13 protein-coding genes are annotated in these 14,382 nt (G+C 45.1%); 4 read left to right on the top strand and 9 right to left on the bottom strand.

Translation table 11 applies throughout. The annotated features are described in order from the left end of the window. Window positions 1–91 precede the first annotated feature (91 nt). Genes E5260_RS07835 through E5260_RS07820 form a run of 4 tightly spaced genes read right to left on the bottom strand, consistent with a single transcriptional unit; the run spans window position 92 to window position 4,835 of the window. Complete coding sequence (locus E5260_RS07835; protein WP_003640543.1) at window positions 92–1,987, bottom strand: CDP-glycerol glycerophosphotransferase family protein; 1,896 nt, start codon at window positions 1,985–1,987, stop codon at window positions 92–94. 25 nt (window positions 1,988–2,012) lie between these two features. Beyond that, window positions 2,013–3,119 carry a CDP-glycerol glycerophosphotransferase family protein gene (locus E5260_RS07830; protein ID WP_003640542.1) on the bottom strand — a complete coding sequence of 369 codons (1,107 nt, stop codon included), beginning with the start codon at window positions 3,117–3,119 and terminating at the stop codon, window positions 2,013–2,015. Further along, window positions 3,107–4,132 carry a ribitol-5-phosphate dehydrogenase gene (locus E5260_RS07825; RefSeq protein ID WP_003640541.1) on the bottom strand — a complete coding sequence of 342 codons (1,026 nt, stop codon included), beginning with the start codon at window positions 4,130–4,132 and terminating at the stop codon, window positions 3,107–3,109. The genes E5260_RS07830 and E5260_RS07825 overlap by 13 nt, the downstream gene beginning before the upstream one ends. A 1-nt stretch (window position 4,133) precedes the next feature. After that, a complete protein-coding gene (locus E5260_RS07820) occupies window positions 4,134–4,835 on the bottom strand; it encodes an IspD/TarI family cytidylyltransferase (protein ID WP_003644410.1) in 702 nt (233 codons plus the stop codon). Window positions 4,836–5,437: 602 nt separating this feature from the next. On the opposite strand from E5260_RS07820, the gene E5260_RS07815 reads away from it, so the two are divergent. From E5260_RS07815 to E5260_RS07805, 3 genes are all read left to right on the top strand, one after another. After that, window positions 5,438–6,787, top strand: coding sequence for a hypothetical protein (locus tag E5260_RS07815; protein ID WP_003644409.1), 1,350 nt, complete (start codon window positions 5,438–5,440; stop codon window positions 6,785–6,787). A 26-nt stretch (window positions 6,788–6,813) separates the two neighbouring features. Then, window positions 6,814–8,406 carry an L-lactate permease gene (locus tag E5260_RS07810; RefSeq protein ID WP_003640538.1) on the top strand — a complete coding sequence of 531 codons (1,593 nt, stop codon included), beginning with the start codon at window positions 6,814–6,816 and terminating at the stop codon, window positions 8,404–8,406. A gap of 114 nt (window positions 8,407–8,520) precedes the next feature. Continuing rightward, entirely contained in the window at window positions 8,521–8,871 is a 351-nt protein-coding gene (locus E5260_RS07805; protein WP_003640537.1) for a hypothetical protein, read from the top strand. Between the two features lie 150 nt (window positions 8,872–9,021). On the opposite strand, the gene E5260_RS07800 is transcribed toward E5260_RS07805, so the two are convergent. Both E5260_RS07800 and E5260_RS07795 read right to left on the bottom strand, forming a co-directional pair. Further along, window positions 9,022–9,906, bottom strand: coding sequence for a lipoprotein (locus tag E5260_RS07800; protein WP_003644407.1), 885 nt, complete (start codon window positions 9,904–9,906; stop codon window positions 9,022–9,024). Window positions 9,907–10,098: 192 nt separating this feature from the next. After that, window positions 10,099–11,439, bottom strand: a complete 1,341-nt coding sequence (locus E5260_RS07795; protein WP_003640535.1) for an amino acid permease — start codon at window positions 11,437–11,439, stop codon at window positions 10,099–10,101. Window positions 11,440–11,663: 224 nt separating this feature from the next. Between E5260_RS07795 and E5260_RS07790 the strand changes: the two genes are divergently transcribed. Further along, entirely contained in the window at window positions 11,664–12,521 is an 858-nt protein-coding gene (locus E5260_RS07790; protein ID WP_003640533.1) for a DUF368 domain-containing protein, read from the top strand. Between the two features lie 135 nt (window positions 12,522–12,656). On the opposite strand, the gene E5260_RS07785 is transcribed toward E5260_RS07790, so the two are convergent. The 3 genes from E5260_RS07785 to E5260_RS07775 all read right to left on the bottom strand — a co-directional run bounded on the left by E5260_RS07785 (window position 12,657) and on the right by E5260_RS07775 (window position 14,291). After that, a complete protein-coding gene (locus E5260_RS07785; RefSeq protein WP_003640532.1) occupies window positions 12,657–13,394 on the bottom strand; it encodes a DUF1003 domain-containing protein in 738 nt (245 codons plus the stop codon). Between the two features lie 228 nt (window positions 13,395–13,622). Continuing rightward, on the bottom strand, window positions 13,623–13,931 hold the full coding sequence (locus E5260_RS07780; RefSeq protein WP_003640531.1) for a DUF960 domain-containing protein: 309 nt from the start codon (window positions 13,929–13,931) through the stop codon (window positions 13,623–13,625). A 27-nt stretch (window positions 13,932–13,958) separates the two neighbouring features. Continuing rightward, a complete protein-coding gene (locus E5260_RS07775; RefSeq protein WP_003644404.1) occupies window positions 13,959–14,291 on the bottom strand; it encodes a hypothetical protein in 333 nt (110 codons plus the stop codon). Window positions 14,292–14,382 lie beyond the last annotated feature (91 nt).

The following is a 14,382-nucleotide window of genomic DNA, read 5'->3' as shown; positions in this document are numbered from 1 at the left end:
TCCTCCTATAGATTCCTAGCAAAAACAGTCGGTCACACAATCAACGCTGTAAATGCGCTGATGATGTGACTGACTGCTTTATCTTAACATATTATTTAGCCTTTTTACCCCAATCAGGGATAATCTTACCATCTTCACTAATGGCGAGACCGTCGTTATTTTCTAACTCAGCTGCGTTCGGATCCTCGAAGTCATTTTCAAGTGCATCCACGAAACGAGCTGTAGACTTACCATCTAGATCATCAAAGAAGAAGTTCACAAAGCCGTCCAATTTAGCTTGGTCAACTTGTGGATGTTGCAACTGGCTGATCAACTCACCCGTGTTTTCCGCTAAACTACCAGGAATAAAATCAAAGTAGTTGAAGTAAAAGCTCCGGGATTGCATGTAATCCGCTAAGTCCGGCGCAAAGAAAATCATTGGCCGGTTCAGTAGTGCGTATTCGAAACAAACTGATGAGTAGTCAGTGATTAATTGGTCAGCAACGAGTAATAAATCGTTGATCTCACGATAATCAGAAACATCGTAATAGAAGTCCGAATATTCATATGGTAACGTTGGTTTGTTTTGCACAAACGGATGAATCTTCAGTAAAAAGACGTAATCTTCGTGTAATGCTTCGTAGATTGCTCTAAAATTCAACATTTCAAATGGATAGTATGCTGATTGCTGGCCATTGCCACGGAACGTTGGGGCAAAGAGAATGACTTTTTTGCCCTTGATGAATGGCAGGTCATGCGCTAGTCGCTCTCGAATCGCCTGTTTCTTAGGTTCATCGAAAAAGATATCCGTCCGTGGTATCCCCAGCGGCTGAATCTTATCTGGAGCAATCCCAAACCCTTCCGCGTACTTATCCGCAATGTTATGCGAAGAAACCAAGGCTTTGGTGTAATTACGATGGTTCAGTGATTGAATCTTAGGACCACCAGGCATCCCGAGTCGGCTGTAACCAAACGTTTTAAAGGCACCGACCGCATGCCATACCTGAATCAAATCCGCATTTTCCCGGATATGCAATGGGTAAACTAGTGGGTAAAAGTCATCTAAAATCACATAACGACTAGTAGCCAACGCTTTAGCTAACGTTCGAACCTCTTTCCAGGATTTTTTGGTTTTAATACTTGGCTTCAAATAGAATGAAATCTTAAAATCAGTATTGCGACGTTTTAATTCCTGATAAATAAACTCGAAATTACCGGAGATCGTCACCCGGCTATCGGAAACAAATGAAATTTGTTTCTTATGAATCGGTTGAAGGCAGTACCACCGATACCAGAGTTTTAGCGCCCGGCGTTTAATGGCACGCATCGCCGCACTATCTAAGCCGACGTCTTCGGTAAATTCATTTTCAAGCGGGTTAACATCACTCAGTTTGTATGAAGTGACCTTCAATGCTTGTGAAGCTAAGCTATAGCGGAAAATTAAGCTGTATGATTTATTACTCTTGGCCGAATAACTCGTCATTTTAGTGGTATAGTTCAAATCCTGATGGGTATCAACGATTTGTCCAATTGAAGTCCGCCGAATTAGCCAACCATTGCCTAAATACTGTTGCAGTTGTAATTTAATTTCATAAGTACCAGGTATTAGTGGCTTTCCATCAGAAATCGTTGAAAAGTTAACGTCACCATGATAACCAGAAGCTGGAAATCCGGGCCGTTCAACAGTCGTATTAACCAACGGAATTTCAATTTCTTCGGCCTGATCGTTAATTAGAATCAAACTCTTAATAATCCGCTCGGCATCTTTTTCAGGATACTTTTCAAACCATGCTGAACCTTCAATAACTAAGTAAGAACTATTAAAATCAAGTTTAGTCACTTGTCGTTTGATCAATGATTCGGCATTCTTGGCGATTCGTTGCGAGTTCATAAATTCAAGCGCATCACTTTGCGGCCCGGTCGGTTCCGTTAATTCTTGCGTATCGCTAACTGGTGCCCGCCGTCCATAGACGACACGCCGCGCAATCCGTTTTAATCGTTGTAACATAAATTATGCGCTCCCTACTAAATATTTAGAGTTGTTTCATCAAAAACTGAAATACTCGTTGTGCGTTATTTCCATCTTGATGCGGAAAAGTCTTTGCTTTCAAATCATGGACATAATCAAGGTCGAGCTTTTCCAGGTCATGATTAATAAACGTCATGATTGCTGGAGCTCGATCAAAATGTGGTGCACCCAAATATTGATAGTAATCAACATAAAAACCACACGTCTTAATATAATTTTGATAATCAGGTGTATAGAGTAAAATTGGACGTTCAAAGTAACTGAAATTAAGTGATAATGACGAGTAATCCGTAATAAACAAGTCCATTGTTGGCATAATTTGCTTAACACGAGTCGCATCCTGAAAAACATGTACATGCGATGGTAAATGCCAATTTGGTAACTTAAGGTACGGATGTAATGAAATATAAATATCCCAAGGCTCCTGTAGTTGTTGACTGGCATTCACAAATTCACGGACATAGGCCAGAACCTGTGCCTCACCATGCATACCTGGTCGGTAAGTGGGCGAATATAGCATGCGTTTATTACCCGAGTGTGTTTCAGGGTGCTGGCGCATTAATTCGTCCATCATCGGTTCGCCACTGGCAATCACGTGATCAGGATCGACGTCAAAGGCATCCACATAAGCAGGTTTATCAATTTCAGAATTAATAAAGACCCAATCATAATTCGTATGTGGTTTAAGCACACTTTGTGAAGCCGTTGGTAAACTTAAACCAAAACGTTTTAAAGACCCAATTGCGTGCCACAATTGGACGACCTGATTATTAGCATGTTTATTAATAGCATACAGTGGAAAAAAATAATCATCAATAATCAGCATTTCGGAACGAGCAATAATGTGTAAAGCCCGTATTGACGCCACTAAAAATCCGAGTTTACTTTTAAAAGTCCGGTCATAATGATAACAAAAAACGCGAATATCCATCTGGCCATCTTTTTCGAACTGGGCGTGTAGCGCCTTCAAATTATCAGTTAACTGGTTACTTCGCATCGTTGCAAAAGTAACCCGATGCTTCCTAGGACCACCTAGAAAGTAAAAAAGCTGGTATAAAAGATTAAAGCTAGCGCGTAATAGCGTTAGCTTTAACGTCTTTAAACGTCCCACTCCATCACCGCCTTGCCCCAATAGTTGGTTAAGGCCCCTTCAAAGAAATCAGTGATGTCCTGGATTGTGCTGACCTTGCGAGTGAAGCACACTAAGTTCTGCAACCGTTCCCGTGTAACGGGGCTATCCGTCAAAATATCAACAGCTCGTTGAAAATCAGCGCGGCCACTTCGGCTTACGCCACGTAGTGTTAAGCCTTCTGCAAGCACGGAACGCGTGTCAATGCCAACTGGATCTTCTGAGACGCCCATCAAAATGGCCGTCCCCATCGGTCGGATATGCTGGATGATTTGAGCAATTGCTGATTCGCTCCCCCGGCCACCAGTACATTCTAGTGCTTGGCTGACCTTTAAATCATTCGGAATATCATCAACTAAATAGGTTTTGTCAGCAAATGAGAAATAATCGAGCTTAGACTGATGGCGCCCAAAAATCATGAGTTGGCTGTCTGGAAAAATTTGCTTGACAAGGGTTGCGGTAATAAATCCTAAATTACCATCGCCCCAAATGCCAATGACTTTACGATCAGCATCCATGACGCCTTCTAATTGTGTGAGCGCGTGAACACCAACTGAGACCATTTCAATAAAAGCAGACATTTGATGATCAAAGTTATCTGGTACGACAATCGCACGGTCCCGATGCAGACTCACATACTCCTGCATGAAGCCATCATAACCACTGGAACGGAACTTAGAAGATGGTAAATAGTTCTCTTTAATGATGGGATCTGTTTCAAACGGAGTATTTGGTACCATTGCCACTAATGTTCCTGGCTTAAATTTATCTTGAGGATCCTTGACGACTTCACCAACGCCTTCGTGAATGAGCGCCATTGGTAATTTCTGCCGTAAGGTCGCTTGTGGTCGTTGACCCGTAAAGTAACGAGTATCCGCATGACAAACGGATAAAAAGCGTGGCCGCACAATAATATCATTATTGGTGATCTCTTCAGCAACAGTTTGCACTTCAAACTGACGAGGATCTACTAAGCGATAAACTTGATTTAACATATTAGTCCCTCGTTTCTACTAAAGCAGAAGCAACTCTTAAATCGTAAGGCGTTGTAATCTTGAAATTATAGTTTTCGCCCCGCACTAAGGTCACTTCTTGACCTGCTAACAAGCAAATCTTGCAAGAATCTGACAAAGTTTCCTTTTGGGCATCAGTTAAGGCGTTGTAAGATTCAACTAGTGTTTTGATATTAAAACTTTGTGGTGTTTGCCCCTGATACATAGTTGAACGCACTGGGATATCGTCGATTTTGCCTTCTGTTCCTTGCACAATCGTATCAATAGCTGGCACCACCGTATCAACTGCTGGGTGCTCTAAAGCCGCTTCAATATTATCATTGATGATACGTTGCGTGATAAAAGGCCGTACGGCATCGTGAGTCACGACGATGTCATCATCGTGGCTACCATAATTTTCTTGGATATAGTCGATACCTTTCATCAAAGTTTCGTTACGTTCAGAGCCACCGGTAACCACGTGAACTCGTTCGTCTGAGATGTATTTTTTGATTAGATCCTGTGTGTGACTCAACCAGTCGGCAGGGCAAACAACTAAAATCGCATCAAAGCGACTTTCCAGTACAAACTTTTCAACGGTATGAATTAAAATTGGCTTGCCTGCTAAGGTCAAAAACTGTTTAGGCATCGGGACGTTCCCCATGCGAGTACCCTTACCGCCAGCTAAAATCTGAGCATAAATCATATCAACATTACTCCATTCATGGTACATATTATTAAACAATTATAAACGAGAATTATGGATTTTTTATGAACTTGTCCTTATTAAGTCAAACACTAGCAAGACAAGAATAGTATGATACATAATTCGCTATTCCTAAAATAAAACATGGCTACGTTAAGAAAAAGCCTACAAATATAGTACGTTCACTACCATAACATATCTAATTTAATACAAGTACTACCCTGTCGACAAGAGGCAAATAATAAAGAATTATTAATTTTTTGCCGAATTGCAGTATACATAACGACACAGCGATGGTGCTACTCGAAGATATGTGGTGTATTTTAGACTTAAATCTAGTTTGGTATAGTAATTTTTAGCATAAAGGTTACTACTATTATGAACTGTTCTTGACGGTTATTCAATTGATAACGGTTTTTGGATTGTTTTGTGGTGTTTAGATATTAAGTTAAAGTAACGTGTTACATAATTATATTATTTGCAACTCATCAGGCTATTTATATTCTAACGATGTTACGGCCGACATATCCTTTTGTCAGCATTAGCTCTAATTAATTGGTATACTAGGCCTAGAAAAACTAACGAAATGGTTGTGATTATCTTTGACTCGTCTACGAAACTCTGGGTTGGACTTCTCTGTCGCGACGCTTAACTTCTTGGCTAACGTCGGTATTGTCCTACCCTACGTTCTAATTCTCTTTAAGTATCAGCAGACCCACAACGCGAATTACTTAGCTGCGATCGTGGTCTTCTACGTGGCCCGGGCGGCGAGCGTCTTTGGGACTAAGCACCTAAACCTCAAGGCTAGTAGTTATTTGCTCATTTGCCTCTGGCTGGGTGCGTTTGGTAGCTTGTTGTTCAGTTTGACGGCTAACATCGTGGCCGTGCTGGCTGGGGCCCTATTCTTAGGATATACATCCGCCAACATCTGGCCCTATTACTTGACGATCAAGTTACACTTGTCCGCGCAGACGGATTTTAAGTTAAAGAAAATTTACTGGTTGATTTTCTTAGTTCTCGGCATTCTCTTTGTGCTAGATTTTGCGCTGAACTGGGGTTACCGGCTTGCCTTTATCCTACTGGCGCTACTATTTATCATTGCGTTGCCTGCTGGCCGTTTGCTGAGTCAGTTTTCGCTCGCATTTTACGATCAACATGAAATGGCCCAAGTACGTCCCGTCAAGCCGTGGCGCGTTGTGGTTTTTATCGTCTTCTTTGCTGCGATTGGTTTACTGACGTTGCTTCGTAAGGCGAGCCTACAAATCGCACTACCGGCCGTATTAGGAATTATCGTCGTGGCCATTGTTCTACTAAATCTAGAACTAGCTGCTGATTGGCAAGCCATGCCGGCTAACAAACTACGGATCGTTGATCGGGGCTTTTTACTGAGTTTTGTCCTACTGTTTAATAGTTTCTTCGGTGTCTTTGTCTTTGGCAAAATGGGGATGTACCTGGTCTTCGCCATCTATTTGTTGGGCTTTGAGACCGGCCGGCCACTATATTTATTATTGGGACAGCATGACTTACATCGTGCCACCACGATTGCACGCGGTGGCCTGATTGTCGGCCATTTGTTAGTTGCCACGGCCCAACCCGTTTTATACGTTGCCGGTTTGCTCCTGATCTCATTGTACGTCGGTTTTGAAAACCCAGCCATTAATACTAGCGTTTATGCCACTGAGGTTGATGATCCAGATCTCGCAATTATTCATAAATATCGCTTTTCCACTTATGGGGGCCTGCTTTGTCAACTGTGTTTCTTCGGCCTCTTAGTAATTGTTAGCAGTTTTCGACAATTAAACTTGCTCAATTTCTTCAATCCAGCTTCAACCGCTTTGAAGAACACTTATCTAGTCGGGATGGTTTGGCCCTTAACGGCGATTTCTCTGATTGTTACGCTGGTCACGCTCTACGGTCAGTATTATTTCAAACGAGCACAGTCAAACGACTAGGCACCATCTAAGGAGGCTTTACGACCATGATTTTTATTGCAAGTGCTGCAATCATCCTGCCACTGATTCTTCTCGGGGGACTGAATTTATCCGCGACCCGCGGAATGACCATTAGCGCTCTGGTGGTGATTATTACCGGCTACTTTTTCTGGCAGATTAGTCCAACGGTCCTCACCGCCTCAATTTTACAGGCGATTCATAAAGCCCTCCCCATCTTATGGATCTTATTTGGCGCCTTACTCATGCTCAACTGTTTGCGTGCCACTGGTGCAATCGACCGGATTAACCAGGGCTTTCAAAGTTTGTCTGCTGACATGCGGCTACAAACCGTTTTGGTAGCCTTCCTATTTGGGGGCTTGATTGAAGGTGTCTCGGGCTTCGGGACCCCAGCGATGGTCACTGCACCATTACTAATTGCACTCGGCTTTTCACCCATGGCGGCCGTTATCTTGGCCTTAGTGGCTGACTCGACCCCCGCAGCGTTCGGCGCCGTTGGAACACCATTGACCGTGGGACTGAGTAATGTGACCGAAAAAGCATCCGTCTTGAACTTGATTGGCCTGCGCATCACGCAACTCGATTTATTCGTTGGTGCGCTAATGCCAGCGGTGCTCATTTTAATTCTCATCATGTGGTTTGGCCCTAAGGCACACCGCTTGAAAAGCTGGCTTTCCGTCTTACCTTGGGCGTTAGTGATCGGTTTCGTTTACAGTCTACTGGCACTCCTCAGTGCTTGGCTAGTGGGTTATGAATTTGTTTCAATCATCGCACCGCTGGGAACGCTGGTTATTGCCATCATCACGATCCGATTGCACTGGTTGTTACCAAAGTCGAGCCAGTTGACGCCATGGCGGACGAACGGGATGGCAGCCCAGACGCCTGCGCCTAGTCCGATGAACCTGATGACCGCTTGGTTTCCTTACCTGCTGGTCGTTGTGCTATTACTCGCTAGTCGGGTCGTGACACCGATCAAGCAGGTTTTGACCCGTTATGCTAACTTATCGTGGTCCCACATTCTAGGTTATAGTCAAATCAACTCTGATTGGGAACTCCTCTATTCGCCAGGGACAATCTTGGCGGTAGCGGCCATCATTGGGTTACTAGTACAAGCCCGTTCATTAAAACCCTTACTACCAACTGCCCATTCGGTCATCCGTTCGATGGGCAACACCGCAATTGCCCTCGGTGTTACCCTGATCATGGTTCAAGTCTTCACTAATTCTGGCTTGAATCAGGCCAACCTACCTAGCATGCCAATGTATATCGCCAAGTTTATCGCGACCTATCTAGCTGGTGTTTGGGTCATCATGGCACCATTCCTAGGCCAATTAGGGGCGTTCGTAACTGGTAGTACCACGGTCTCGACACTGACTTTTGCGCAAATTCAAGCTGATATTGCGGCCAATGCGAGTTTGAAGCCCACGATTATCTTGGCAGCCCAGCTCGTCGGTGCGGCAGCCGGCAATATGGTCTGTGTCCATAATATCGTTGCTGTCAGCTCAGTCGTTGGCCTGAGTGGTCAAGAAGGCGCCATCTTACGTAAAACACTACTACCAGGTCTGGGTTACGCCCTGTTAATTGGCGTTGCCGGGTGGCTACTATTACGTCTAGTAGCTTAACTGAATGCGTATAAAGGCACTAATCACCTTAACTGCGGTTGATTAGTGCCTTTATTTCATGAATGGATTAGACTAAAATAGGATTATAATTTTCAACGCAAAGGAGGCACCGACATGCAAGTGCGCTTAGTGCCAAACTTACAACTCGGTGAACGGATTATCGGGCCGACCCCCGACCCTGAGGCCAATCGCGCGCTTTATCAACGTTATGCGAAACGATTACAGGCGCGGCTAGGTATCGGCTTTCAAGTCTACCTAGATATGAGTGACGGTTATGATTTACTGCATGCGCGTGATTACGACACAGATACTTGTTGGGTGGTTGCAGCGGCTGTTTACCAAGCATTAACTGATTCTGCCGTGATCACCCACCACCGTATCATCTCGCTGAGTGACCAAGCACTTATCTTAAAAGCGACGCAGCCCATCGAACAACAACTGCGCCAATCTCCGACTGATCAATAGTCGCGATTCACCAGCTGGCAGTCGAATGAGATGAAAATAACGCCTAACCAACAAAAGTAGCAGTGTACTAGCCATCTCTGGCTGATTACGCTGCTACTTTTGTTTATCAGCTCACTGCTTAATTTAACGAGCGTAGAAACTAGTTATTGATTATTGCATACTGGCAGCCATTTTGATAGCCGTTGCCATCTCTTGAGCCTTGACTTGATAAACCACTTTACCAGCTTGCCATTGGATAACTTGGTCTAAAGGTCCAGAGCCTGACGAAATCGCGTCAAAAGTGATGGCGCCGACCGACTGTGGTGCTGGTAAGTAGACCTGCTCGAAAGTAGCGACGGCCTGTTTAGCTAACGCGACGCCCGCATCTTCGTGCATCATGTTCGCATGCACGGTCAACGACCAGCGGCCCTCATTCCACATGATATATCGTTGACCAGCACCCGCGTCGATATGCGCGGTGATTTGATGACCGAGATCGACGGTTGGCAGCCCTGCTGTGGATTTATTATCACGATAACCCACCTGCTGGGCCGCGGCATTAGTTGTCGCATAGGTCGTCTTAGTGACAGTCGCATAAGCCGTTTCATCCACCACGGCCGCCGCGTTGAATGGCTGGGCCTGTTGTCCCACACTATAATTGATGGTGTAATTGGCTGCGTCACCTGAATAGCGCATGTTCAACTTCGAACTGCCACTAGTTAACCCATCGACTTGTGGAACGAGCGCCTGCTTTCCCAACGTCTTAGTCAATTGTTGATTCAATGCTGCCAGCCGGGTCGTAGCCGTGGGCTGGGTGACCGACTTGTTAGCGGCGCTGGCGGCCCGCTCACGCGCTGTTCTAGACGAGCGCGTGGCTGCGGTTTGAGGCCGACTACTAGTACTACTGGTAGCCTTAGCCTTCTTTTGGGTGCTGCTAACCGTTGCCTTGGCACTCGTGGTCGTCTGACTAGTTGACTTGGAATCCTGGTGTGTTGGTGATGAACAGCCGACCAACAAGACGGCAAGTGGTAATACGAGCAAGTTGCGATAATTCATACTGTTCCCCTCCCCAATAATCATGTCACGGCTGATACGTGGTCGTCAGCAACGTCCATGATGTTTGACTTAATTATAGAATAGAATGCACTATTAGGGGTGATTATTGCACCTTACAAAAATCGCCGGCCATTAGCTGGTAAACTAATTGGGTTTACCAAGACTGATGACCGGTGATTACAATTATCGTTTTTAAACGGTGCGATGCATACTTCGTTCGATGACTAATAAAATGACGAACCAAACGACTGAACCGATGACTGCCCAACGGTTGACTTGATCAAAGCACAAGACGACCGTCACCGCGATAAAGAAGGCCAAGGTCGCGATGTTGGAAACAGGGAACAGGGGCAGCTTAAACGGATTATGCGTACTGTCAGTGGTTCGTTTGTAAACGTAATGGCACACCAACAAGGCACACCAAACAATGATGAAGTTGGTTGTTGCCACGTTAGAGATCAACGTGAAGACGGTACTTGGAATCACGTAATTCAACGCCACGATCACCAGTAAGATCAATGATGAGAATAACAATGAGCGGGCGGGAACGTTGTAACGATTGACCTTTCCCATCCATTTCGGCGCGTTGTCACCGTGCGCAAGTGTAAATAGTGTTCGACTCGTACTGAAGATGGCACTATTACAAGCCGAGAGCGCCGCGGTCAGAACCACGAAGTTGATAATGCTGGCCGCGGCTTTGATCCCAACGTCGCTGAAAACTTGCACAAAGGGTGACTGACTGGTCGTGATCTGATTCCAAGGATAAATTGCCATGATCACGAACAAAGCGCCCACGTAGAAGAATGAGATTCGAATGGGTAAGCTATTGATGGCCCGTGGTAATTCTTTTTCTGGGTTTTCGGCTTCCCCAGCTGTAATTCCGACCATTTCGATGCCCGTAAACGCAAAGATAACGAGCGAAAACGACATCAAGAAGCCCTGGACGCCTGTTGGGAAGAAGCCCCCGTGACTGACCAAATTTGTCACCGAGACCGTTTGCCCACCGACATGGGCCGATGAACCAATCAAGATAGCCCCCGTCACGATCAAAGCAATGATAGCCACCACTTTAATCATTGAAAACCAATATTCTAATTCGCCAAACGCACTGACGGAGAGCATATTGAATACTAATAAAATCAAAATAATTATTAAGGGTGTCACCCACTGCGGGATCCACGGAAACCAGTAACGAATGTAGATACCACTCGCAGTCAAGTCAGCCATAGCTAAACTGATCCAGCAGAGCCAATAGGTCCACCCAATGGCAAACTCGAAACGTTTACCTAAATATCGATTAATGAATTCTAGAAACGAATGTAAACGCGTATCCGACAATAATAGCTCGCCCAGTGCTCGCATCATCAAGTAACAGAAGAAACCGCCAATGGCATAAGCCAACAAGATCGACGGCCCCGCCTGTTTGATTGCTGAACCGGAGCCTAAAAAGAGCCCGGTTCCAATCGCGCCACCAAGCGCAATCATCTGCACGTGACGGCGTTTTAGTTTACGGGCAAGTTGCTGATTTTCCATATGACCTCAACTTTCCTTTAATCCAATTTGATAATAATTTTCATAAAAATACAGATTTTTTCACGTCCATTCATTTTATGATAAAATAATCTGCCGTGCAACTTTTGCCACCGAAGGAAACCGTAAAAAACGGGTTTTAATTGCCATGCAGGATTTTTTCTGGTATCTTTAATTACTTTGATTATTACTGGAATACCAGTCATTAGAGCTAAAGGAGTTTACTTATGCCAACTAAAACAACTGATACTTTCTGGAAACGATTCTTCAAGGGCGTCGTCATCGCCCTCGGTTTTATTTTACCGGGCGTCTCAGGTGGGGTTCTCGCCGCCATTCTCGGTATTTACGAGCGACTGTTGGGCTTTATGGCCCACTTCCGTCGTAACTTTAAACGGGACTTCTGGTACTTTGTCCCCGTCGGATTAGGAGGCATCGTCGGGATTGCCCTGCTTTCCGCCCCGCTGGAATACTTACTTGCACACGCTCAGGTGATCGTTCTCTGGGGGTTCGCAGGGGCCATCATCGGGACCTTACCAGCCCTGATGAAAACTGCAACTAGTCGGGCGCCACGTGACTGGCTCGACGGAGTTTGGTTCTTCGGGACCTTCATTATTAGTGCCGGCCTACTTTACTTTATGAGTGAGCTGTTTGGGACCTTGCCCGCTAACTTTGGTGGTTTCATCGTTGCGGGAGCGCTGATTGCCTTGGGCGTCTTAGTGCCGGGACTGAGTCCTTCCAACTTGCTACTTATTTTAGGCCTTTTCACACCCATGCTGACGGGCTTTAAAAGACTAGATATCGTAGGCGTCTACTTACCGATCGCCATCGGTGGCATCCTGGCGATGGCGTTGTTCTCGAAGTTGATGGATCACCTATTAGTGAAGTTTCATTCCCGAGTCTACCATTTCATATTAGGTATTGTTCTGGCTAGTACCATGCTGATATTGATTCCGAATCCATATGCGGCTGAGAGTATCTCATATGCGCATGCCACACTCAGTACCTACCTATTCAGCGCCATAGCTCTTGCTGTGGGAATCGCGCTGGGGTACTGGATGAGTGCTTTAGAAAGTAAATATAAATAGTGCCACTGACCGTTGGCAATCTTGACGAGTGCCGTTGAATGCCGTTGTGCGGTCACGGTTAACCAAAAAACTGAGCGTCGGAATGTGAAAATTCCAGGCGCTCAGTTTTTTTGGTTAACTACTCACTCAGCCACCTTAACTTTGATTGCGACGTCGCCGCGGTTGCAATCGTCGTAATTCATTGACTTGTGCTTGAATCTCACCTAACATTTGTGTTTGCATTTTCTGGATTTCAAGCATGTTTGGTTCATCTTGTTGAATTAAATGATCGACTTTCGAGTGCAGGACCCGAATCTCCTCTTCAGACATCGAGTTCACTTTAAAATCATTGGCCGCTTGTAGCCGATCATACTCAGCTGCCCGATTCTGACTCATCATGATCAATGGTGCCTGGATTGCTGCGACCATGCTTAAAAATAAATTTAATAAAATAAAGGGATAAGGGTCAAAATGATGGCTAAAAATTGGTAAGACGTTGAGCAACATCCACACGAGCATCACCACGACAAACGAAATGATAAACGCCCAGCTCCCCCCGAACCGTGCGACCCCATCCGCGACCCGTTGACCAAATGTCAATGAACTTTCCAGCTCGCTATTAACATCGACGACCCGATACGTGTGGTTAGCGAGAATCTTAGATAATTGCGCATTGACCTTATCATTTTGTTGATAATCGTTCTCGATCATCGCATCCATCTTTGCTAAGCGATAATGTACGAGATGCTCACTACAAATGAAACTGCTATTATGGGCCTGCGGAAAATCTTTTAAAATCATTTGCCGCAAACTAGTTTCCAATTCTTCTAATCGCATACCGTCCACAACTTGGTAACGTTGTTGATCGACAATGCACGCTGCTGTTTTCGCCATTAGACACACACCTTTCTCTGATCCCGGTGTGAGAATTACGTGAACAACGCGGCCTCCTTGATTAGCAACCGGAACCTGACATCGCAAAACCACACCTCACACCATCTATTTAATTATACAAATTTAAGGCGCATCTGCCCAGTTAAAGACCACCAATCAAAAAGCGATTATTCGCCGACCTGAAGTGACGAGTTTCCTCGTATTCAGCTCATTGAATAATCGCTGCGTTCAGACGGAGAGTTCGTCCATCAACATCATGGTCTGATACTGACCATCGTCTAAGACTGCCACCGTCTCGGGAAACTCCCGTTGGTAATTGACTGGTAAATCGAATTCCATGATGGCATCGTGCTGCGCATCAAAGGCCACGGTGACTTGCCCATTACGTGCGATCAGGGCAAATTGCAGGACCCGTGGCAGGCGAACGACTCCCTTTAGATTTTGATCAATAATATCCCAAATGCCATCAATCACCGCGCTCGGTAGCTTGGCGGCTAACCCTAGCGTTGCAAACCGTTCTTCATCTTGATCAAACATGCTAATCACCTCATTACTCAATTCGGCTTAGTTATCACGAACAATCACTGCGACCTCTTTTTCAATCCGGATAAATAAGCCTTGTGAATCCTGTCGAAAATCATTTTCTAACGTGGCAGACAGCGGTTTAATGCGGCCAACGACGGTGCCAGTTGTCCCATAGAGTTCGATAGTCTGACCATCTGCAGCCCACTTAACTGTCCAGTAACTACCTTCTAAGGCCTCATCGACGAAGTACTGAGTTCCCGCCAGCACAGCTTCATTAATCACGCTACTTTCATCCGCAGTCATTCCCGCGTCTAATTCCCACTTAAGTTTTTGATTAACTTCCAACATGTCTCCTGGAATCAAATTTTGCATGATTATTCCTCCACTTTTGTTCATTTACTTAACATCATACCACAATCACAACTAATATCAGGCATTCAAACTTATCGGTACCAGTTGTCAG

It is taken from the genome of Lactiplantibacillus plantarum (assembly GCF_014131735.1).
GTDB lineage: Bacteria > Bacillota > Bacilli > Lactobacillales > Lactobacillaceae > Lactiplantibacillus > Lactiplantibacillus plantarum.
Note: the sequence above shows the minus strand (reverse complement) of the source record. Positions and strands in the feature narration are given on the sequence as shown.